Origin of the sequence: Pseudomonas taetrolens (assembly GCF_900475285.1) — a bacterium.
Taxonomy (GTDB): domain Bacteria; phylum Pseudomonadota; class Gammaproteobacteria; order Pseudomonadales; family Pseudomonadaceae; genus Aquipseudomonas; species Aquipseudomonas taetrolens.
Genome location: NZ_LS483370.1, coordinates 487,420 through 507,500 on the forward strand (window position 1 = coordinate 487,420; position 20,081 = coordinate 507,500).

General features: G+C 56.1%; 21 protein-coding genes, 1 rRNA gene and 1 pseudogene (1 of these 23 running past the window's edge). 13 read left to right on the forward strand and 10 right to left on the reverse strand.

Annotation, left to right across the window (positions count from 1 at the left end; all coding sequences use genetic code 11):
• Nucleotides 1-3 precede the first annotated feature (3 nt).
• Nucleotides 4-828, forward strand: coding sequence for an ABC transporter permease (locus DQN55_RS02320; protein WP_048380733.1), 825 nt, complete (start codon nucleotides 4-6; stop codon nucleotides 826-828).
• A 4-nt stretch (nucleotides 829-832) separates the two neighbouring features.
• On the opposite strand, the gene DQN55_RS02325 is transcribed toward DQN55_RS02320, so the two are convergent.
• The gene (locus DQN55_RS02325; RefSeq protein ID WP_048380731.1) at nucleotides 833-1,291 is read right to left on the reverse strand and encodes an REP-associated tyrosine transposase; all 459 of its coding nucleotides are present in this window, start codon (nucleotides 1,289-1,291) and stop codon (nucleotides 833-835) included.
• A 337-nt stretch (nucleotides 1,292-1,628) separates the two neighbouring features.
• On the opposite strand from DQN55_RS02325, the gene rpe reads away from it, so the two are divergent.
• From rpe to DQN55_RS02360, 7 genes and pseudogenes are all read left to right on the forward strand, one after another.
• Nucleotides 1,629-2,303, forward strand: coding sequence for a ribulose-phosphate 3-epimerase (gene rpe, locus DQN55_RS02330; protein WP_048380730.1), 675 nt, complete (start codon nucleotides 1,629-1,631; stop codon nucleotides 2,301-2,303).
• Nucleotides 2,300-3,117, forward strand: a pseudogene (locus tag DQN55_RS02335) (phosphoglycolate phosphatase). Before rpe ends, DQN55_RS02335 begins: the two are co-directional and overlap by 4 nt.
• A gap of 70 nt (nucleotides 3,118-3,187) precedes the next feature.
• Nucleotides 3,188-4,675 carry an anthranilate synthase component I gene (trpE, locus tag DQN55_RS02340; RefSeq protein ID WP_048380727.1) on the forward strand — a complete coding sequence of 496 codons (1,488 nt, stop codon included), beginning with the start codon at nucleotides 3,188-3,190 and terminating at the stop codon, nucleotides 4,673-4,675.
• Nucleotides 4,676-4,686: 11 nt separating this feature from the next.
• The gene (locus DQN55_RS02345) at nucleotides 4,687-5,280 is read left to right on the forward strand and encodes an aminodeoxychorismate/anthranilate synthase component II (RefSeq protein ID WP_048380725.1); all 594 of its coding nucleotides are present in this window, start codon (nucleotides 4,687-4,689) and stop codon (nucleotides 5,278-5,280) included.
• Between the two features lie 9 nt (nucleotides 5,281-5,289).
• Nucleotides 5,290-6,339: an anthranilate phosphoribosyltransferase gene (trpD, locus tag DQN55_RS02350; RefSeq protein ID WP_048380723.1), complete on the forward strand. Its 1,050-nt coding sequence runs from the start codon at nucleotides 5,290-5,292 to the stop codon at nucleotides 6,337-6,339.
• Nucleotides 6,336-7,172, forward strand: a complete 837-nt coding sequence (gene trpC, locus DQN55_RS02355) for an indole-3-glycerol phosphate synthase TrpC (protein WP_048380721.1) — start codon at nucleotides 6,336-6,338, stop codon at nucleotides 7,170-7,172. The genes trpD and trpC overlap by 4 nt, the downstream gene beginning before the upstream one ends.
• Before the next feature lie 116 nt (nucleotides 7,173-7,288).
• Entirely contained in the window at nucleotides 7,289-7,990 is a 702-nt protein-coding gene (locus DQN55_RS02360; protein WP_048380719.1) for a lipoate--protein ligase family protein, read from the forward strand.
• Here DQN55_RS02360 and crp read toward each other — a convergent pair.
• The gene (gene crp, locus DQN55_RS02365; RefSeq protein WP_048380717.1) at nucleotides 7,987-8,631 is read right to left on the reverse strand and encodes a cAMP-activated global transcriptional regulator CRP; all 645 of its coding nucleotides are present in this window, start codon (nucleotides 8,629-8,631) and stop codon (nucleotides 7,987-7,989) included. The genes DQN55_RS02360 and crp overlap by 4 nt on opposite strands.
• Before the next feature lie 220 nt (nucleotides 8,632-8,851).
• Between crp and DQN55_RS02370 the strand changes: the two genes are divergently transcribed.
• Complete coding sequence (locus tag DQN55_RS02370) at nucleotides 8,852-9,274, forward strand: OsmC family protein (protein WP_003444470.1); 423 nt, start codon at nucleotides 8,852-8,854, stop codon at nucleotides 9,272-9,274.
• A gap of 123 nt (nucleotides 9,275-9,397) precedes the next feature.
• Here the strand turns inward: DQN55_RS02370 and coq7 are convergent, their stop codons facing one another.
• The 6 genes from coq7 to hemJ form a co-directional block, all read right to left on the reverse strand.
• On the reverse strand, nucleotides 9,398-10,045 hold the full coding sequence (gene coq7, locus DQN55_RS02375; RefSeq protein ID WP_048380715.1) for a 2-polyprenyl-3-methyl-6-methoxy-1,4-benzoquinone monooxygenase: 648 nt from the start codon (nucleotides 10,043-10,045) through the stop codon (nucleotides 9,398-9,400).
• Nucleotides 10,046-10,166: 121 nt separating this feature from the next.
• Nucleotides 10,167-10,505: a histidine triad nucleotide-binding protein gene (locus DQN55_RS02380; RefSeq protein ID WP_048380713.1), complete on the reverse strand. Its 339-nt coding sequence runs from the start codon at nucleotides 10,503-10,505 to the stop codon at nucleotides 10,167-10,169.
• A gap of 66 nt (nucleotides 10,506-10,571) precedes the next feature.
• Entirely contained in the window at nucleotides 10,572-11,360 is a 789-nt protein-coding gene (locus DQN55_RS02385; protein ID WP_048380711.1) for an SDR family NAD(P)-dependent oxidoreductase, read from the reverse strand.
• A gap of 76 nt (nucleotides 11,361-11,436) precedes the next feature.
• Nucleotides 11,437-11,952: a DUF805 domain-containing protein gene (locus tag DQN55_RS02390; protein ID WP_048380709.1), complete on the reverse strand. Its 516-nt coding sequence runs from the start codon at nucleotides 11,950-11,952 to the stop codon at nucleotides 11,437-11,439.
• A gap of 60 nt (nucleotides 11,953-12,012) precedes the next feature.
• Nucleotides 12,013-12,984, reverse strand: a complete 972-nt coding sequence (locus tag DQN55_RS02395; RefSeq protein ID WP_048380707.1) for an NAD(P)H-dependent flavin oxidoreductase — start codon at nucleotides 12,982-12,984, stop codon at nucleotides 12,013-12,015.
• A 31-nt stretch (nucleotides 12,985-13,015) separates the two neighbouring features.
• Nucleotides 13,016-13,444 (reverse strand): protoporphyrinogen oxidase HemJ, encoded by a 429-nt coding sequence (hemJ, locus tag DQN55_RS02400; RefSeq protein ID WP_048380705.1) that lies wholly within the window; start codon nucleotides 13,442-13,444, stop codon nucleotides 13,016-13,018.
• Nucleotides 13,445-13,578: 134 nt separating this feature from the next.
• Here hemJ and argC point away from each other — a divergent pair, with 134 nt between their 5' ends.
• Both argC and erpA read left to right on the forward strand, forming a co-directional pair.
• A complete protein-coding gene (argC, locus tag DQN55_RS02405; RefSeq protein ID WP_048380703.1) occupies nucleotides 13,579-14,613 on the forward strand; it encodes an N-acetyl-gamma-glutamyl-phosphate reductase in 1,035 nt (344 codons plus the stop codon).
• 136 nt (nucleotides 14,614-14,749) lie between these two features.
• Entirely contained in the window at nucleotides 14,750-15,100 is a 351-nt protein-coding gene (gene erpA / locus DQN55_RS02410) for an iron-sulfur cluster insertion protein ErpA (protein WP_016782396.1), read from the forward strand.
• Between the two features lie 63 nt (nucleotides 15,101-15,163).
• On the opposite strand, the gene DQN55_RS02415 is transcribed toward erpA, so the two are convergent.
• The gene (locus DQN55_RS02415; RefSeq protein ID WP_048380701.1) at nucleotides 15,164-16,255 is read right to left on the reverse strand and encodes an anhydro-N-acetylmuramic acid kinase; all 1,092 of its coding nucleotides are present in this window, start codon (nucleotides 16,253-16,255) and stop codon (nucleotides 15,164-15,166) included.
• 3 nt (nucleotides 16,256-16,258) lie between these two features.
• The gene (locus DQN55_RS02420; RefSeq protein ID WP_048380699.1) at nucleotides 16,259-17,659 is read right to left on the reverse strand and encodes a peptidoglycan DD-metalloendopeptidase family protein; all 1,401 of its coding nucleotides are present in this window, start codon (nucleotides 17,657-17,659) and stop codon (nucleotides 16,259-16,261) included.
• Nucleotides 17,660-17,872: 213 nt separating this feature from the next.
• Between DQN55_RS02420 and tyrS the strand changes: the two genes are divergently transcribed.
• Entirely contained in the window at nucleotides 17,873-19,072 is a 1,200-nt protein-coding gene (gene tyrS / locus DQN55_RS02425) for a tyrosine--tRNA ligase (RefSeq protein WP_048380697.1), read from the forward strand.
• Nucleotides 19,073-19,552: 480 nt separating this feature from the next.
• Nucleotides 19,553-20,081, forward strand: a 16S ribosomal RNA gene (locus DQN55_RS02435) (it continues 1,008 nt past the right edge of the window).

Sequence of the window (20,081 nt, forward strand, 5' to 3'; positions counted from 1 at the left end):
GCCATGCTGAGCCCTTATATGTCGCCCGTTGAGCGGGTCTGGTTTTACAGCTTGCGCATTCTCTGTGGGCTGATTCTGTTGTTTCTGATCTTGCCGGTGCTGGTGATCATTCCGCTGTCTTTCAACTCCGGAAGTTTTCTGGTGTACCCGTTGAAAGGGTTTTCCCTGCATTGGTACCAGGACTTCTTTGCCTCGGCAGAGTGGATGCGTGCGCTGAAAAACAGCGTGATTGTGGCGCCTGCTGCCACGGTGCTGGCGATGGTGTTTGGCACGCTGGCCGCGATTGGCCTGACGCGCAGCGACTTTCCGGGCAAGGCGCTGGTCATGGCGCTGGTGATTTCGCCCATGGTGGTGCCTGTTGTGATCATCGGTGTGGCCAGCTACCTGTTTTTTGCGCCCCTTGGTCTGGGCAACAGCTACGCTTCGTTGATTGTGGTGCACGCCGTATTGGGCGTGCCTTTTGTGATCATCACCGTGTCTGCCACACTGCAGGGGTTCAATCAGAATCTGGTACGTGCTGCAGCCAGTCTGGGGGCTTCGCCCTTGACCGCCTTTCGCCGGGTGACTTTGCCGCTGATCGCGCCGGGGGTGATTTCCGGCGCGCTGTTTGCATTTGCAACATCGTTTGATGAAGTGGTGGTCACGCTGTTCCTGGCTGGTCCTGAACAGGCAACCTTGCCGCGTCAGATGTTCAGTGGCATTCGTGAAAACCTCAGCCCGACCATTGCTGCTGCGGCGACGCTGTTGATCGGGTTCTCGGTGATCTTGCTGCTGACCCTCGAATGGCTGCGAGGGCGTAGCGAAAAAATGCGCACCGCACAGGCCTGAGGCGTCAGATCCAGCAAGCGTCCCACAACGGATAATCCCCGATTCGCGTGGCGAGTTGAGCGCGAATCGGGTTCTGGATGATGTAGCGGGCCGCTGCTTTCACGTCGTCCTCCTGCCGCAGTACCCTGTCGTAATAGCCTTTTCGCCACACGCGTTCATGGGTTTTGGTTAGTCGATTAATGTTCACGCTGCTGCGAGACTTGATACGGCACATCAGCTCACCGAGTGTTTTGTTCTGCAACTCGATTAACCAATGGAAGTGATCAGGCATGACCACCCATGCCTTGGATATCACTATACCGTCCTCATGAGCCTGCCTGAATTGATCAACAACCAGGCGGCCAAGCTGAAAGTTATTAAAAATTGGCCGCCTTTGTTGAGTGATGGTCGTTAATAGGTAAAGGCGCCCAAACTCTGAGTGGCGGCCTATGCGCAGACGATAGGCATTTTTTGAAGTCGGCAATCCATTGCCCTCCTTTACGTGGTTTTTTAACGCTAGCCCAGCGTTAGCTGCATGGCATCGACAACAGTTGACCTGATGTTGCGACGCTTCGTAGCAGCTGCCGAAGGCTGCGTCCGGTGCGGTTCGATCCTTCTCGGCGCCTTGTAAACCGCAGATACTCGATGGTTTTGCTGGATGTGGTTTTCAAATTTTGCGAGCGCTTCGCACTCGGACGTAGCCTTCGGCAACTGCTACGCCCCAAGGATCAATCAGGTCAATCATCGCGGCCCCGGTGTGCGGGTCGGGATCGGGGGTATACAATGCGCGCCACCGTAATTTGCTCATTAAAAGGTGCGTTATGCAGCCCTTCGCTATTGCCCCATCGATTCTTTCAGCCGACTTCGCCCGTCTTGGTGAAGAAGTGGACAACGTGCTCGCCGCAGGCGCTGACATCGTGCATTTCGATGTCATGGACAATCATTACGTGCCTAACCTGACCATCGGACCAATGGTCTGCGCTGCCTTGCGCAAGTACGGCATCACGGCACCGATTGATGCTCACCTGATGGTCAGCCCGGTTGACCGGATCATCGGCGACTTCATCGAAGCAGGTGCGACGTACATCACGTTCCATCCCGAAGCCACGCAGCACGTCGACCGCTCCCTGCAACTGATTCGCGAAGGCGGTTGCAAAGCGGGTCTGGTATTCAACCCGGCGACTCCGCTGGATGTGCTCAAGTACGTCATGGACAAGGTCGACATGGTCCTGCTGATGAGCGTCAACCCGGGCTTCGGAGGCCAGAAGTTCATTCCCGGAACGCTCGACAAGCTGCGTGAAGCTCGCGCACTGATCGATGCTTCGGGCCGTGAAATCCGCCTCGAAATCGATGGTGGCGTAAACGTGGGCAATATCCGCGAGATCGCTGAGGCGGGGGCGGACACCTTCGTCGCGGGCTCGGCCATTTTCAATGCGCCGAACTACGAAGAAGTGATCCAGAAAATGCGTTCCGAGCTAGCGTTGGCCCGCGCATGAGTGGCTTCGAGCAGCTACTCCAGGGGCAGCTGCCGAAGTTGATCATGTTCGACCTGGACGGCACTTTGATCGATTCCGTGCCGGATCTGGCCGCTGCCGTGGAGACCATGCTGCTCAAGCTTGGTCGTCCTCCGGCGGGCCTTGAGAACGTGCAGCTGTGGATTGGCAACGGCGCGCCCATGCTGGTGCGTCGTGCGCTGGCCGGCAACATGCAGGGCTCGGGGATTGACGACGCCGAGGCGGAGCGGGCGCTGGAAATATTCATGGAGGCCTATGACGGTGGCCATGAACTGACCCGGGTCTATGCCGGAGTGCGCGAAAGCCTCAAGTGGCTGCAGAAGCAGGGGGTCGAAATGGCCCTGATCACCAACAAGCCGGAGCGCTTTGTTGCGCCTTTGCTTGATGAGATGAAACTCGGCCGGTTCTTTCGCTGGATCATTGGGGGTGACACGCTGCCCAGAAAAAACCGGATCCGGCGGCGTTGTTGTTCGTGATGAAAATGGCCGGTGTGACAGCGGCCCAATCAATGTTTATCGGTGATTCGCGCAATGACGTGCTGGCGGCCAAAGCCGCAGGTGTGCGCTGTGTCGCGTTGAACTATGGCTATAACCACGGCCGGCCGATCGAAGAAGAGTCGCCCGATATGGTGATTGGCAACCTGCAAGAGCTGATAGCCGGTTGCTTAGAATCTTCGGCTGAGATAACGTTGGACACTTCTGTTCACCCCTCTCAAAGAGATTCCATCGTGGTGGTCACCCGCAAACTCTGGATGAAAGTTATCAAGGCCCTGGCCCGTTGGCGTTGGCGCGCCTGACTTGAATCTGGCCGGAGAACCGGCACGTTTGCATACCTGACAGTTTGACCCTCAGACCACGAGGCACCTCATGATCCGCGAAGAATTCCTGCGTTTGGCCGCTGCTGGCTATAATCGTATCCCGCTTGCACGTGAAACTCTTGCCGACTTCGACACACCGCTGTCGATCTACCTGAAACTGGCTGACCAGCCCAACTCCTATTTGCTGGAGTCGGTGCAGGGCGGTGAGAAATGGGGGCGTTACTCGATCATTGGCTTGCCATGCCGCACCGTTCTGCGTGTGCATGAGCACCAGGTCCGCGTGACCCATGATGGCGTCGAAATCGAGGCTCACGAAGCGCAAGATCCGTTGACCTTCGTTGAGGAATTCAAGGCCCGTTACAACGTGCCGACCATCGCCGGGTTACCGCGTTTCAATGGCGGGCTGGTGGGGTATTTCGGTTATGACTGCGTGCGTTACGTGGAAAAGCGTTTGGGCAAGTGCCCGAATCCTGATCCGCTGGGCGTTCCGGATATTTTGCTGATGGTGTCGGACGCTGTCGTGGTGTTCGATAACCTCGCCGGCAAGATGCACGCGATTGTGTTGGTCGACCCCGCAGAGCCGAATGCCTACGAAGAAGGTCAGGCCCGTCTTGAGGCGTTGCTCGAGCAACTGCGCCAACCGATTGCACCGCGTCGCGGTCTGGATTTCTCGGCGCAGCCAGCGGCTGACCCGGTATTTCGCTCCAGCTTCACCCAGGCCGACTACGAAAAAGCGGTCGACACCATTAAGGACTACATCCTCGCGGGCGACTGCATGCAAGTGGTGCCGTCGCAACGTATGTCCATTGACTTCAAGGCCGCGCCGATTGATCTGTATCGTGCGCTGCGCTGTTTCAACCCGACACCATATATGTACTTCTTCAACTTTGGCGACTTCCACGTGGTGGGCAGTTCTCCGGAAGTGCTGGTACGAGTTGAAGACAATCTGATTACCGTGCGCCCGATTGCCGGTACGCGCCCACGCGGTGCCACCGAAGAAGCCGATCAGGCGCTGGAAGAAGACTTGCTCAGTGATGACAAGGAAATCGCCGAGCACTTGATGCTGATCGATCTTGGCCGCAACGACACGGGCCGGGTTTCTGAAATCGGTTCGGTCAAGCTCACCGAGAAGATGGTCATCGAGCGCTATTCCAACGTGATGCATATTGTGTCCAACGTCACAGGCCAGCTGAAAAGCGGGCTGACGGCGATGGACGCACTGCGGGCCATTTTGCCGGCGGGCACGTTGTCCGGCGCACCGAAGATCCGCGCGATGGAAATCATCGACGAACTGGAGCCGGTCAAGCGCGGCGTATATGGCGGCGCTGTCGGTTACTTCGCCTGGAACGGCAACATGGACACGGCCATCGCAATTCGTACTGCGGTGATCAAGAACGGTGAATTGCATGTGCAAGCCGGTGGCGGCATTGTCGCTGACTCGGTACCGGCCCTGGAGTGGGAAGAGACGCTGAACAAACGCCGCGCGATGTTTCGTGCCGTAGCGCTCGCTGAACAAACCCCCGCGTCCGACGCCTGAGGAGCTTTGCCATGTTGCTGATGATCGATAACTACGACTCTTTTACTTATAACGTTGTGCAGTACCTCGGCGAACTGGGCGCAGAGGTCAAGGTGGTGCGCAACGATGAGCTGACGGTGGCCGAGATTGAAGCGCTCAAGCCGGAGCGCATCGTGGTCTCGCCAGGCCCGTGCACGCCGAACGAGGCGGGCATCTCCCTTGAGGCCATCAAGCACTTTGCCGGAAAGTTGCCGATTCTGGGCGTATGCCTGGGACATCAATCCATTGGCCAGGCTTTTGGTGGTGACGTGGTGCGCGCGCGGCAAGTCATGCACGGCAAGACCAGTCCGGTTTTCCACTTCGACCAGGGCGTGTTCCACGGCTTGAACAACCCGTTGACGGTGACCCGTTATCACTCCCTGGTGGTCAAGCGCGAAACCTTGCCGGATTGCCTCGAGCTGACCGCCTGGACGCAGCATACCGATGGCTCGGTGGACGAGATCATGGGCTTGCGTCACAAAACATTGAACATCGAGGGGGTGCAATTTCACCCTGAGTCGATTCTGACCGAGCAGGGTCATGAACTGTTCGCCAACTTTCTGAAACAAACCGGCGGCATGCGCTAAGGACATTATATGGATATCAAAACTGCCCTGAGCCGTATCGTCGGCCACCTCGATCTGACCACCGATGAGATGCGCGATGTCATGCGCGACATCATGACCGGCCAATGCACCGAGGCACAGATTGGTGCATTCATGATGGGCATGCGCATGAAGAGTGAAAGCATCGACGAGATCGTGGGGGCCGTGACGGTGATGCGGGAACTGGCGGACAAGGTTGAGCTTAATACCCTCGAGGGTGTTGTCGACATCGTTGGTACTGGCGGCGATGGCGCGAATATCTTCAACGTCTCTACAGCCTCTGCCTTGGTGATTGCGGCTGCAGGTTGCACTGTAGCCAAACACGGCAACCGTGCGGTGTCGGGTAAAAGCGGCAGCGCTGACCTGCTTGAGGCGGCCGGTGTCTATCTGAACCTGACACCGACGCAAGTGGCCCGCTGTATCGATAGCGTGGGCATCGGTTTCATGTTCGCCCAGTCCCACCATGGTGCCATGAAGCATGCGGCTATCCCGCGTCGCGATCTGGGCCTGCGTACCCTGTTCAATATGCTTGGCCCGCTTACGAATCCGGCAGGTGTAGTGCATCAGGTGGTTGGGGTATTCAATCAGGCATTGTGCCGGCCTTTGGCTGAAGTGTTGCAACGCCTGGGCAGCAAGCATGTACTGGTGGTGCATTCGCAAGACGGTCTGGACGAGTTCAGCCTGGCGGCTCCCACTTTTGTTGCAGAGCTGCACAAGGGCGAGATCAAAGAGTATTGGGTTCAGCCCGAAGACTTGGGAATCAAGAGTCAGAGCTTGTTCGGCCTTGTAGTCGACAGCCCGGAGCAATCGCTGGAGTTGATCCGTGATGCCTTGGGGCGTCGAAAAACGGAGTCGGGCCAGAAAGCCGCTGAAATGATTGTACTCAATGCCGGTGCTGCGCTTTATGCCGCCGACATTGCCTATACGCTCAAAGAGGGTGTAGAACTGGCTCACGATGCCCTGCACACCGGCCTGGCCCGGGAAAAACTCGAAGAGCTGGGCGCATTTACCGCTATTTTCAAGCAGGAGAATGAAGCATGAGTGTGCCTACTGTTCTGGAGAATATTCTGGCGCGTAAAGCCCAGGAAGTCGCCGAGCGCAGTGCGCGCGTGAGCTTGGCCGAACTTGAACGCATGGCGGCTCTGGCAGACCCAGTGCGTGGTTTTGCCAACGCATTGCTGGCACAGGCCAAGCTGAAACAACCGGCAGTGATCGCCGAAATCAAAAAGGCTTCGCCGAGCAAGGGTGTGATTCGTGAGCACTTTGTGCCCGCCGAAATCGCCAAGAGTTATCAGGCCGGTGGTGCCACTTGCTTGTCCGTACTGACGGATGTCGACTATTTCCAGGGTGCTGACGCATACCTGCAGCAGGCGCGTGCGGCCTGTACCTTGCCGGTGATTCGCAAGGATTTCATGATCGACCCGTATCAGATCGTTGAAGCCCGCGCACTGGGTGCTGATTGCGTACTGTTGATCGTCTCTGCACTGGATGACGTGAAACTGGCCGAACTGGCTGCCGTTGCCAAAAGTGCAGGGCTGGATGTGCTGGTTGAAGTGCATGACGGCGATGAGCTGGAGCGCGCATTGAAAACCCTCGACACACCACTGGTGGGTATCAATAACCGCAACCTGCACACCTTCGAGGTGAGCCTCGAAACCACGCTGGATCTGTTGCCGCGCATCCCGCGCGACCGGCTGGTGATCACTGAGAGCGGGATTCTTAACCGGGCAGATGTCGAGCTGATGGAAATCAGTGAAGTCTATTCATTCCTGGTGGGTGAAGCCTTCATGCGGGCTGAGAACCCGGGCAACGAATTGCAGCGTCTGTTCTTTCCGGAGCGGGCTGTACACGTAACCGGTTCTACGCTGGATTGATCGACAGCAGTTCTGTGCGGTGACTCGTGACCGAATCACCGCACAGGCAATTAGCGGTATCGTCTGTCACGCGTGCCAACCCCTTTCCACTCAGATCGTGCCTGGCCAGGACTTTTATGACACCCATCCAGCAACTCACCGTCGAAGCAGGTCTTAAGGCTGAGCAAGACTTGCTCGCTTCTGTGTGCGCAGGTGAGCTAGAGGCGGGTGTGTTGTTTTGGCAGCCTATAGACCGTGCGCTGGTCATGCCTCGGCGCTTGAGTCGTTTGCCCGGGTTCGAGCAGGCAAGTGGCGAATTGGCTGCCAGCGGTTGGCCAATCCTGTTGCGAGAAACCGGCGGCGAGCCGGTTCCACAGTCGGCATCGACCATCAATATTGCGTTGGTCTATGCACCTTTGCGCAGTGAAGGCGATCACGGTCGGATCGAAATGGCGTATCGCCGGTTATGCGAGCCGGTCTGCGATGTGTTGACTGAGCTGGGGGGCGTAGCATCTGTGGGGGAGGTTGCCGGTGCATTTTGTGATGGCCGCTTTAACGTCAACCTCAATGCACGCAAGCTGGTCGGGACCGCTCAGCGTTGGCGCCAGAGTAAAGGCGGGCAGCGTCCGGTTGGACTGGTACATGGAGCGTTACTGGTTGAAAACGAGCGCGAGTCGATGGTGGCTGCGGTCAATCGCTTCAACCAGCTGTGCGAACTGGACCAACGTTGCCTGGCTGAGAGCCACATTGCTTTGCATGAGGTATTTGCGGCGCCTGACTTCTTCGAGCGGCTGAGTGCCAATTACCAACAGGTCCTGGCACCTTTGCTTCAGCGTTAACGCGTACCGAACACCACCATGGTTTTGCCTTTTACCCTGACCAGGTTCTGTTCTTCCAGACCCTTTAATACGCGTCCTACCATTTCGCGTGAACAGCCGACAATTCTGCCGATCTCCTGACGGGTGATCTTGATTTGCATCCCGTCCGGGTGAGTCATGGCGTCGGGTTGTTTGCACAGTTCAAGCAAGCAGCGTGCGACTCGTCCCGTAACATCAAAAAAAGCCAGGTCGCCGACCTTGCGCGTGGTGTTGCGCAAGCGCTGGGCGATTTGACCGCTCAGTGCGTAAAGGATTTCTGGCTCTTGCTGCGAGTACTCCCTGAATTTGGTGTAACTGATCTCTGCTACTTCGCACTCGGTCTTGGCGCGTACCCAGGCACTACGTGTCTGTTCTTGCCCCGGCTGTTCAAACAGACCCAACTCTCCTATGAAGTCCCCGGAGTTCAGGTAGGCAATGATCATTTCACGGCGCTCTTCATCTTCAATCACGACAGTGACTGATCCTTTAATGATGAAGAACAGTGTGTGGGAGTGTTCGCCTGCGCAGATGATGTTGCTCTTGCTTTGATAACGTTTGCGTTGGCACTGAGTCAAAAAACTGTCGAGGTTTTTGATCTTGGTCTGAGAGGGGAGAGCCACCATGGTTGTATCCCGAAAGCTTGCACAGTATGGGTTGGATCTATTTTTATATAGAGCGCTTGCTGGCTGGCGCCAGTGATTTGGCGCCAGCTTAACAGACAGATTCTGTGCGGTTCTCAGAATTTTCCTGGTGCAAGGTCAGAGAAGTGTTCAGTGCGACGAGTCTTCCATTTCTGACCCTGTGCTAAGCTGGCGCCCCTTTTAAAGCAGTGGAGTCTGGGTGATGAAGGCACGCATTCAATGGGCTGGCGAAGCCATGTTTCTTGGCGAGTCCGGTAGTGGTCACGTCGTTGTCATGGACGGACCGCCTGAAAGTGGTGGTCGTAATCTGGGCGTAAGACCCATGGAAATGCTGCTATTGGGGCTAGGCGGTTGCAGTAATTTTGATGTCGTCAGCATCCTTAAAAAGTCACGCCAGGCGGTGGAAAGTTGCGAAGCGTTTCTTGAAGCTGAACGCGCTACTGAAGACCCGAAGGTGTTCACCAAGATTCACCTGCACTTTGTGGTCAAGGGCCGTGGTCTGAAAGAAGCTCAGGTTAAGCGTGCGATTGAGCTGTCAGCCGAAAAGTATTGCTCTGCATCCATCATGCTAGGCGCGGCGGGTGTCGCCATCAGCCATGACTACGAAATTATCGAGTTGGGTTAAGTCGGCACTCAATCAAGGCCCGAGCTTATTTACGTGCGTTCACTGCCGTAAAAATTTCAGCCGCAAAAAAGGCGGCTACCCCGAGGTAGCCGCCTTTTTGGTAACTGCCGTTCTGCAGGCGAGTCAGATGCGGTAAGTGCTTTTGGTCATGACTTTGGCCATCAGGCTCATACCAAACTTGACCGGGGCCGGGAAGCGAAAGCCACCGGCATTGAGAGCAGACTCTTTATGCTGTTCTTCGTCGATACGCATCTGTTCGAGGATTGCCCGGGACTTTTCATCGTCAGCAGGTAATTGTTCAAGATGCTCGTTAAGGTGCTTGCACACTTGATCTTCAGTGGCGGCCACAAAGCCCAGGCTGACTTTGTCGCTGATAAGCCCTGCAACGGCACCGATCCCGAAAGACATCCCATAAAACAGCGGGTTCAAGACGCTGGGATGGCTGCCCAATTGCCGGATACGCTGTTCGCACCAGGCCAGATGGTCAATTTCCTCTTCGGCTGCATGCTCCATGGCTTCGCGGACATGTGGCAGCTTGGCTGTCAGTGCCTGGCCCTGATACAAGGCCTGAGCGCAGACTTCTCCGGTGTGGTTGATCCGCATCAACCCGGCAACGTGTCGGGTGGCCTTGTCGTCCAGCGGGTTTTCAGGTTTGACGATCGCGGGTGACGGGCGATGAGGCTGGCCGCTAAATGGCAGCAAGGTGCGCATCGCGGTATCAGCTTGTAAAAGAAGACGGTCAATCGGCGAGTAGTGACGTTGGGTAGTCATGCTTACCTCCGGAAAAAATCACGGCGCCCAGTTTACCCCAATCGGGCGGTGAGGGTTTGCGCGTGATCATCCCTGAGCGTGGGAGCAGCGTCGCCCCCACTGCCGCCTGGAAGTTTGCCAATCAGCCCGGTGGCCAGTTCATCTGACGTTGACCCAGAACGTGCATGTGAATGTGGTAAACCGTTTGGCCGCCTTTTTCATTGCAGTTCATCACCACGCGGAAACCGTCTTCACAGCCGAGCTCTTTGGCCAGACGTTGCGCGGTGAACAGGATATGTCCTGCCAGCGATTTGTCTTCTTCGGTCAAGTCATTAAGGGTGCGAATCGGCTTTTTCGGGATAACCAGAAAATGCACCGGTGCTTGAGGGGCGATGTCGTGAAAGGCTAATACTTGATCATCTTCATAAATGATCCTGGCGGGTATTTCACGGTTGATGATCTTGGTGAACAGAGTATCCAAAGCTATATCTCCCTGAGAAAGGTCTGGTCAGAGTGTACTCAGGGACGCGGATTACACCAGCCCACGTTAACGTGGGCAGTAGGATTTGTTGATGGACGCTGCGATTTTTCGTGTCATCCAGCGTGAAAGCAGGCGGGGGACACGGGTTATCCAGCGATTGCGTCGCCCCGGGATGATGATGGCCTTGTTCTTTTCAAGGGCTCGCACAGTGTAGAGCGCCACTTCTTCGGGGGTCATGGCGCCGGTACTTTGCTCAACGGTGTCGGTATTCATTTTGGCGGCATCGAAGAAGCGCGTTCGTGTCACGCCGGGGCAGAGTACCGAGACCTTGATGCCGGTTTTTTTCACTTCTTCTCGCAATCCTTCGGAGAAGTGCAATACATAGGCCTTGCTGGCGAAGTACGTGCTCAGCCACGGTCCGGGCTGAAAGGCCGCTATCGATGAGACGTTGAGGATCTGGCCGCCGCCTTGTACCGCCATCATGTTGCCGATGGCATGGCACAAGCGCGTGAGTGCCAGCACGTTGAGCTCTATCAGGTCTTGCTCAGCGCTCCAGTCATGCGCCAGGAAAGGTCCGCATGTGCCGATACCTGCACAATTGACCAGCAGGTCGATCTGTCGATCGCCCTCTTCAAGCTCGAGCAAGAAGCCGGACAGCCGCAGGGGCTCCCCCAGGTCACAGGCGCGGAACAGAACCTCAACGCCGAAACGCTGGTTCAGCTCAAGGGCAATACTTTCCAGTGCATCCCGCTGGCGGGCCACCAGGATCAGGCTGCGACCACGGCGGGCGAGGGCTTCAGCCAGGGCCAGGCCAATGCCGCTGGAGGCGCCAGTGATCAAAGCGTAACGGGTCATGCTGTTCTCCATCGAACGGTACAGTCCGGTGACAATGATGTCCCTGGTGTTATCGCGCTCATTAAAGGTGCGCAGTCTACAGACTGTTGCTGTTGACTGTGTTGACCACCGCATTCATCAGGCTCAGGGCGAAGATGGCGATCATTGCGAAAATGCCCAACCCAATCAAAAAGATAACAATTCGTGCCAGCACTTCGACCGATGGACTGTTCGGTGGCGGTGGGGGGCCGAACCTGTTTGGTCCTGGAGTGCCAGGCATCAACAGCATCATGAGGGTCAGGACCAGGTTGGCCACAGGCACCACATGCAGCAACAGCATCCAGGCAGACCAATTGAGATCGTGCAAACGCTGTGCGCTTATCCTCAGGCTGATGAGGAAATAAGCAATTGTCAGCGTTGTACACACGGTGATCCCCAAGGTAGGCGACAGCTTGGTTGCGAGCAGAGCCAGTAGCGAAGCCGCCATGGTGATCAGGGTAATCACCATATTCCATGCCAGCAGGCGTAAACGCCCAATTCGACCGCTGAAGCCAAAAGGGTCCAGGGTGGCGTAATGCGCTTGAGGTGTCTTGTCCAGGCTCAGTTCGGGCATGAAGGCGTCCTTGTCCGGTTCGTATAAACAAGCCCGCCGGAGATGGCGGGCTCTGGTATGTCAGGGGTGTGGCCATTGCCGGGATAACTGGCGGGTGAGGTTGAGCGCTTTGCGGTACTCCTCATCCAGACGTGCGATCAATTGATCGGTTGTCGGCAGATCATGGATACCGCCCACGCCTTGACCGGCAGACCATACTGTTTTCCAGGCCTTGGCTTCCTCCGTCAGTGGTTTGAGCTTGTTGCTGGCGCTCATTCCAGTCTTGTCTTGTAGTGCTGCAAGATCGAAGCCGGCGTTCTCAAGGCTCTGGCGCATAAAGCTGGCTGGCACCCCGGATACGGCAGGGGTATGAATAATATCCGCCGCTTGGGATGCCAGCAGCATATCTTTGTAAGCGTCAGGAGCATGGCTTTCGTGGGTGCCGATAAAGCGTGTACCAAGGTAGGCAAGGTCTGCCCCCAGCACCTGCGCCGCCAGGATCTCGTGCCCATGATTCATGCAGCCAGCCAGCAATACGGTCTTGTCGAAGAACTGACGAATTTCGGCGACCAGCGCAAACGGACTCCAGGTTCCGGCATGTCCTCCGGCGCCTGCGGCCACGGCAATCAGCCCGTCTACTCCGGCCTGAGCGGCTTTTTCGGCATGACGTCGGGTGGTGACATCGTGGAATACCAGGCCGCCATAGCTATGCACGGCATCCACGACTTCCTTCACTGCGCCGAGGCTGGTAATGACGATGGGGACTTTATGTTCAACGCAAATGGCCAGGTCTGCCTGCAGGCGCGGGTTACTGTCATGCACAATCAGGTTTACGGCGTAAGGCGCAGGGTTATCCATTGTCGCGAGTCCGGCTTCTATTTCCTCAAGCCATGCCTTGAACCCGCTGCTTTCGCGCTGGTTGAGTGCAGGAAAACTGCCTGCAACACCATTGCGACAGCACGCCAGGACCAGTTGAGGATTGGAAATCAGAAACATCGGGGCTGCTACCAGCGGCAGGCGCAAGCGCTGTTCAAGCAGGTCGGGCAGTGACATTGGATAACCTCTGTTAATCAATGAAATGTGCTTAAAACGGTTTGACCACCGCCAGAATGACAATTGCCAGCAAGAACACCACGGGCACTTCGTTGAACCAGCGGTAGAACACGTGAGAGCGCTTGTTTTCACCGCGGGCAAAGCGTTTTACCTGCGCCCCACACATGTGGTGGTAACCGATCAGCAGAATGACCAGAGTCAACTTGACGTGCATCCAGCCCTGGCTGAAGTAACCGCTCGGGTTGAGGCTGATCAGCCAGCCGCCAAAGATGAGGGTTGCGATCATTGCCGGGCCCATGATGCCGCGATACAGCTTGCGCTCCATGAGGCTGAATCGTTCTTTGCTGACGGAGTCTTCGCTTTGTGCGTGGTAAACAAATAAGCGAGGCAAGTAAAACAGGCCGGCAAACCAGCAGACGATGCTGATGATGTGGAAAGCTTTGAGCCATAGATAAAGCATTTTTAGTTATTCCCAGGTTCACGGTAGATCAAATAGTAGTAGTAGACCGTCTGAGAGTCACCTTGACGGTTGTCGCAGAGGCGCGGTGTCCCTATCATCGAGGGCTTTCCAGTGGTTCGTTGAAGGGGCAGGTTATGGTCAAGGTCGGTATTGTCGGCGGCACGGGTTACACAGGTGTCGAACTGCTGCGTTTGCTGGCACAGCATCCGCAGGCTGAGGTGGTTGTCATTACCTCCCGATCCGAGGCGGGCCTGCCAGTTGCCGATATGTATCCCAACCTGCGTGGTCATTACGACGGTTTGGCGTTCAGCGTGCCCGATACCCAGGCGCTTGCCGCGTGCGATGTGGTGTTTTTCGCGACGCCGCACGGTGTAGCGCATGCATTGGCCGGCGAATTGCTGGATGCCGGTACCAAGGTGATCGACCTTTCGGCTGACTTCCGCTTGCAGGACGCAGATGAATGGGCCAAATGGTACGGCCAGCCCCATGGTGCGCCAGAGCTTCTGCAAGAGGCGGTATACGGCCTGCCTGAAGTGAATCGCGAGCTCATCAAACAAGCACGGCTGATTGCGGTCCCGGGTTGCTATCCAACAGCGACTCAACTGGGATTCCTGCCCTTGCTGGAGGCTGGGCTGGCGGATACCTCATTGCTGATTGCCGACTGCAAGTCTGGCGTGAGCGGCGCGGGTCGTGGGGCGAGCGTAGGTTCGCTTTACGCCGAAACGTCCGAAAGCATGAAGGCATACGCCGTGAAGGGGCATCGGCATTTGCCTGAGATTCGCCAGGGCTTGCGTCGTGCAGCCGGCAAGGACGTGGGGCTGACCTTTGTCCCGCATTTGACGCCCATGATCCGGGGTATTCACTCCACGCTGTACGCGACTGTGGTCGACCGTTCTGTAGACCTCCAGGCGCTGTTTGAAAAGCGTTATGCCAATGAGCCCTTTGTCGATGTGATGCCTGCTGGCAGCCACCCGGAAACCCGCAGTGTCCGTGGCGCAAACGTATGCCGTATTGCAGTGCACCGCCCGCAAGACGGCGATCTGGTCGTGGTGTTATCGGTTATAGACAACCTGGTGAAAGGGGCTTCCGGTCAGGCGGTCCAGAACATGAACATCCTGTTTGGCCTGGATGAGCGTCTGGGCCTGTCCCACGCGGGAATGCTGCCTTAAAAAGCGGCATCGTGCCGTGCTCGGCAGGCGAATAGCTTGCCGATGCTACTTATGAATAGTTGACCGCTTTTCTAGGAGAAGCGGATAATGCGCTTCATCACGCATTATGGCGGCATAGCGCCGGGAGATAGTCAGCATGAGCGTCGAATCCTTCACCCCCATGGCTTTGCAATTCACCGAAGGTGCTGCGCACAAGGTGAAGAGCCTGGTCGATGAAGAGGGTAATGATCGTTTGAAGTTGCGCGTATTCGTTACGGGCGGCGGTTGTTCCGGTTTTCAGTATGGATTTACCTTCGATGAAGAAGTGGCTGATGACGACACCCTTGTTGAGCGCGAAGGCGTCAGTCTGGTGGTCGATCCAATGAGCTTTCAATACCTGGCAGGTGCCGAGGTTGATTACCAGGAAGGTCTGGAAGGCTCACGCTTTGTGATCAAGAACCCGAATGCCACCACCACCTGTGGTTGTGGGTCATCGTTCTCGATTTGATTGCACGGTAAAGGGCTTCACACTCAACGCCGCGTCGATTCGCGGCGTTTTGCTGTGTGGCATTCAGGCAGGGTAGATTGCGCCGAGCACTCGAAGGCCACGGGCGCCCGTGACGCTGGGGCGATTGGTGGGAATGGCTTCGAGGCAACAATGCGCCAGCCATGCGAAGGCCATGGCCTCGACCCAGTCGGGATCAACTCCTTTGGCCTGGGTGCTGTCGACCTTTGTCTGCGCAAGCAATTGGGTCAGGCGGGCCATGAGGGCGGCATTGTGGGCGCCGCCGCCGCACACCAGCAGCTCGTCGGTCTGCGGTTGGGCTATTTGCAATGACTGCACGATGGTCTGTGCGGTGAGCTCCAGAAGCGTCGCCTGAACGTTCTCTGCCGGGAAGTCTGGCAGGTTGCGCAAGTGGTGATTCAGCCATTGGAGGTTGAAGACTTCGCGCCCGGTACTTTTGGGGCCTTGGGTCTGGAAAAACGGATCATTGAGCAAGGTGTTGAGCAGCAATGGTTCGACCTGGCCGCTTGCAGCCCATTGACCGTTGCGGTCATACAGATCACCGCGTTGCTGTTGTATCCAGGCATCGAGCAGAACATTGCCGGGGCCGCAGTCAAACCCTGCAACAGGAGCGCCAGGGCTTATCAGGCTCAGGTTGCTGAATCCTCCTACGTTGAGCACCGCCCGATACCCGCAGTCGTCTGTAAACAGCGCCTCATGGAAAGCAGGGACCAATGGTGCGCCTTGTCCGCCAGCCGCTACGTCACGACGGCGGAAATCACCTACGACACAGATATTGGTCAGTTCGGCCAGCAGCGCGGGATTGCCAATTTGAACGGTAAAGCCGCGGGCGGGCTCATGCCGGATGGTCTGGCCGTGGCTGCCAATCGCACGAATAGCCTCGGGGGGCAGTTGCTGCTGTGAAAGGAGGGTATTGATACCTTGCGCGGCCAGCTCAACCCAGTGGTTTTCGGCGATGGCACAGCGTGCTACTTCGTCGGGGCCGGTTGCGCACAAGCCAAGTAGCTCAGTGCGCAAGGATTCGGGCATTGGCGTGTAATGGGTGGCGAGCAGGGTGATGCTTACCCCCATTTCAATCAGCGCAATGTCCATCCCGTCAAGGCTGGTCCCGGACATCACGCCTATATAGAGTGCCATCGCTTAACGCTTGCTCGAGGCCAAGAGGGTAGCTTTTTCCTGGTTCATGCGAGCCATTAGCGGTTGGCTTTGTTGCAGGAAGCGTGAACGCTCTGACTTCGCAATCGGGTCAGACATCGGCAGCTTGCGGCCTAGCGGGTCGACGTGTACGCCATTGACCTGGAACTCGTAGTGCAGGTGCGGGCCGGTCGAAAGGCCGGTTGTACCGATATAACCAATCACCTGGCCTTGCTTCACCGAACCACCGGTTTTGACGCCTTTGGCGAAGCCCTGCATGTGTCCGTACAGTGTGCGATAGGTGTTGCCGTGCTGAATGATCACCGTATTGCCATATCCGCCGCGGCGCCCTGCGAGCAGGACCTTGCCGTCGCCGGTTGCTTTGATGGGGGTGCCGCGCGGTGCGGCGTAATCGACCCCTTTGTGGGCTCGGATCTTGTTCAGGATCGGGTGTTTGCGCCCCGAGGAGAAGCGCGAGCTGATACGGGCGAAGTCGACGGGCGTGCGGATGAAGGCCTTGCGCATGCTGTTGCCATCAGCCGTGTAGTAATTGCTGATGCCCTGTTTGTTGGTGTACCGCACGGCAGTGTAAGTCTTGCCGCGGTTGGTAAAGCGTGCGGACAGGATATTGCCTGTGCCTACGGTTTTGCCGTTGACGACTTTTTGCTCATAGATCACTTCAAACTGGTCGCCAGGGCGTATGTCCTGAGCAAAGTCGATGTCGTATCCAAATACCTTTGCCATGTCCATGGTCAAGCTGTGAGGCAGGCCTGCGCGTTGTCCCGAGGCTGAAAGGGAGCTGTTGATCACGCCGTGAACATAAGCGGATCGCATGGTCGGCAGCTTGGTCACACGACGGAACGTGTAGCCCTTGGCGCTTTTGTTGAGGCTGATGGTTTCGAGGTCGCTGACCTGGCTATGCAGGGTGCTCAGTTGGCCATCGGGGCTCATTTCAAACTCGAGCTTCTGGCCGTGCTTCAACTGGCTGAATTGCTTGGCTTGTTTGTCGCTGGCCAGAATCTCGTGTACCGAGGTTGCCGGCAGGCCTACTTTTTCAAACAGGGTGGACAGGGTGTCGCCCCTGGATACGACCACTTCGCGGTGGCTGGGAGCTTTTGGCTCTTCAGCTTTGGCCGTCTCTGCAGCAGCGTTTTCAGCCGGTTCGATCTGCGCAAATGGAGTTGGAGTGGCTTCATTTGTGGCTTGAACGAGTTCTGCAGCGTCTTGATCTTGTGTGAGTTGTTCTGCAGGAGTTTCCAGTTCCAGATTCAGGGTCGTTCTTTTGGCTTCTACTTCGCTGGAGGGAAATACCAGCAGGGCCAAGCTTAAAAGGGCGGCGATACCACTTGCGGCAAGCAGGTGGGTCTTCGGATAAAGCGGTGGCGCTTTAGGCGGTTGACTGGTCATAGATAATTTTGACTTTGAGATAAGGATGAATTGGAAAAGATGACTGACACGGTGAAGATGAAATAACTGTATAAAATATAACCAAATCGCCCTTGAAGCAAGTCCGTGAACCATTCGCGCGCGGATAGTCAGCCGTATGCCGCCCGGAACTTGTAATTAGCCCCTGATCTTGTATGGTTGGAGCCCTTTGAATTTGAGCCTTACGGGTCTGTTATGAAGTCGGTTGAAGAGCAGCTAGCGCTAATCAAGCGTGGTGCCGAAGAGGTACTGGTCGAGTCTGAATTGGTTGAGAAGCTCAAGCGTGGACAGCCATTGCGTATTAAGGCCGGATTCGACCCCACGGCGCCTGATCTGCACTTGGGGCACACCGTCCTTATCAATAAGCTGCGCCAGTTCCAGGAGCTGGGTCATCAGGTCATCTTCCTTATAGGTGATTTCACTGGGATGATCGGCGATCCGAGCGGCAAGAGCGCTACGCGTCCTCCGCTAACGCGTGAGCAAGTGCTCGACAATGCCGAGACGTATAAGACCCAGGTTTTCAAAATTCTTGATCCGGCAAAGACCGAGGTGGCGTTCAACTCCACCTGGATGGATCAAATGGGACCGGCTGATTTCATTCGCCTGACATCTCAGTACACTGTTGCCCGCATGCTTGAGCGCGATGACTTCGATAAGCGCTACTCCTCGAATCAGCCTATCGCTATCCATGAGTTTCTTTATCCGCTGGTGCAGGGATATGACTCGGTAGCCTTGCGAGCAGATATTGAGTTGGGTGGTACCGATCAGAAGTTCAACTTGCTGATGGGGCGTGAGCTGCAGCGGGGCTATGGTCAGGAAGCTCAGTGCATTGTGACCATGCCATTGCTGGAAGGGTTGGATGGTGTCAAGAAGATGTCCAAGTCGCTGGGCAACTACGTAGGTATTCAAGAAGCGCCAGGCGTGATGTACAGCAAGCTGGTGTCTATCCCTGATGCTTTGATGTGGCGCTATTTCGAGCTGTTGAGCTTCCGCTCGATGGACGAGATCAATGCATTCAAGGCAGATGTCGAGGCGGGAGCCAATCCGCGCGATATCAAGATCAAGCTGGCTGAAGAGATTGTTGCCCGGTTCCATGGTGAGGAGGCTGCTGCCAATGCTCACCGAGGTGCGGGTAACCGCATGAAGGATGGCGAGCTGCCTGACGATCTGCCGGAGGTCGAGATTCTGGCTTCAGAGGATATGCCGATTGCGGCCATCCTTAATAAGGCCGGCCTGGTCAAGAACTCTGCGGTCGCGCGCGATCTGCTGGGTTCCGGTGGCGTACGTATAGATGGTGAGGTGGTTGATCGCACCTATATATATAAGCTGGGTTCGACTCATGTTTGTCAGGCGGGCAAGAAGGCTTTTGCGCGTGTAACGCTGAAATCGGAATAAAGCTGAAATAAGTGCTGGACGGCGCATTTTATTAGCCTATAATGCGCCCACTTCCGGCGCAGTTGAAACGGAAAACTCCTTGAGTTTCAATGAGTTGGATTGGTTTTCGACGGTGTCAGCTTCAAGTCATCGAAGCAGGAAATGAGGTGTTGACAGCAGCGTGTAACGCTGTAGAATTCGCCTCCCGCTAACGAGCAATCGATAGCGCAAGTGGTTGAAGTTACAGGGGAAACTTTGAAAACTTCTTAAAATAACCGCTTGACAGCAACAGAGGCTGCTGTAGAATGCGCGCCTCGGTTGAGCGAAAGCTTAACCAACCGCTCTTTAACAACTGAATCAAGCAATTCGTGTGGGTGCTTGTGGAGTCAGACTGATAGTCAAAAAGATTATCAGCATCACAAGTTACTCCGCGAGAAATCAAAGATGTAACCAACGATTGCTGAGCCAAGTTTAGGGTTTTCTCAAAACCCAAAGATGTTTGAACTGAAGAGTTTGATCATGGCTCAGATTGAACGCTGGCGGCAGGCCTAACACATGCAAGTCGAGCGGTAGAGAGGTGCTTGCATCTCTTGAGAGCGGCGGACGGGTGAGTAATACCTAGGAATCTGCCTGGTAGTGGGGGATAACGTTCGGAAACGGACGCTAATACCGCATACGTCCTACGGGAGAAAGCAGGGGACCTTCGGGCCTTGCGCTATCAGATGAGCCTAGGTCGGATTAGCTAGTTGGTGAGGTAATGGCTCACCAAGGCTACGATCCGTAACTGGTCTGAGAGGATGATCAGTCACACTGGAACTGAGACACGGTCCAGACTCCTACGGGAGGCAGCAGTGGGGAATATTGGACAATGGGCGAAAGCCTGATCCAGCCATGCCGCGTGTGTGAAGAAGGTCTTCGGATTGTAAAGCACTTTAAGTTGGGAGGAAGGGCATTAACCTAATACGTTAGTGTTTTGACGTTACCGACAGAATAAGCACCGGCTAACTCTGTGCCAGCAGCCGCGGTAATA

Bases quoted from the DNA above. Each gene is read 5' to 3' on its own strand.
- DQN55_RS02320 (WP_048380733.1), top strand. From the start codon at position 4: ATGCTGAGCCCTTATATGTCGCCCGTTGAGCGGGTCTGGTTTTACAGC.
- rpe (WP_048380730.1), top strand. From the start codon at position 1,629: ATGCAGCCCTTCGCTATTGCCCCATCGATTCTTTCAGCCGACTTCGCC.
- DQN55_RS02345 (WP_048380725.1), top strand. From the start codon at position 4,687: ATGTTGCTGATGATCGATAACTACGACTCTTTTACTTATAACGTTGTG.
- coq7 (WP_048380715.1), bottom strand. From the start codon at position 10,045: ATGACTACCCAACGTCACTACTCGCCGATTGACCGTCTTCTTTTACAA.
- tyrS (WP_048380697.1), top strand. From the start codon at position 17,873: ATGAAGTCGGTTGAAGAGCAGCTAGCGCTAATCAAGCGTGGTGCCGAA.
- trpD (WP_048380723.1), top strand. From the start codon at position 5,290: ATGGATATCAAAACTGCCCTGAGCCGTATCGTCGGCCACCTCGATCTG.
- argC (WP_048380703.1), top strand. From the start codon at position 13,579: ATGGTCAAGGTCGGTATTGTCGGCGGCACGGGTTACACAGGTGTCGAA.
- DQN55_RS02385 (WP_048380711.1), bottom strand. From the start codon at position 11,360: ATGACCCGTTACGCTTTGATCACTGGCGCCTCCAGCGGCATTGGCCTG.
- trpE (WP_048380727.1), top strand. From the start codon at position 3,188: ATGATCCGCGAAGAATTCCTGCGTTTGGCCGCTGCTGGCTATAATCGT.
- hemJ (WP_048380705.1), bottom strand. From the start codon at position 13,444: ATGCTTTATCTATGGCTCAAAGCTTTCCACATCATCAGCATCGTCTGC.
- DQN55_RS02415 (WP_048380701.1), bottom strand. From the start codon at position 16,255: ATGGCACTCTATATAGGCGTGATGTCCGGGACCAGCCTTGACGGGATG.
- erpA (WP_016782396.1), top strand. From the start codon at position 14,750: ATGAGCGTCGAATCCTTCACCCCCATGGCTTTGCAATTCACCGAAGGT.
- trpC (WP_048380721.1), top strand. From the start codon at position 6,336: ATGAGTGTGCCTACTGTTCTGGAGAATATTCTGGCGCGTAAAGCCCAG.
- crp (WP_048380717.1), bottom strand. From the start codon at position 8,631: ATGGTGGCTCTCCCCTCTCAGACCAAGATCAAAAACCTCGACAGTTTT.
- DQN55_RS02360 (WP_048380719.1), top strand. From the start codon at position 7,289: ATGACACCCATCCAGCAACTCACCGTCGAAGCAGGTCTTAAGGCTGAG.
- DQN55_RS02395 (WP_048380707.1), bottom strand. From the start codon at position 12,984: ATGTCACTGCCCGACCTGCTTGAACAGCGCTTGCGCCTGCCGCTGGTA.
- DQN55_RS02390 (WP_048380709.1), bottom strand. From the start codon at position 11,952: ATGCCCGAACTGAGCCTGGACAAGACACCTCAAGCGCATTACGCCACC.
- DQN55_RS02370 (WP_003444470.1), top strand. From the start codon at position 8,852: ATGAAGGCACGCATTCAATGGGCTGGCGAAGCCATGTTTCTTGGCGAG.
- DQN55_RS02420 (WP_048380699.1), bottom strand. From the start codon at position 17,659: ATGACCAGTCAACCGCCTAAAGCGCCACCGCTTTATCCGAAGACCCAC.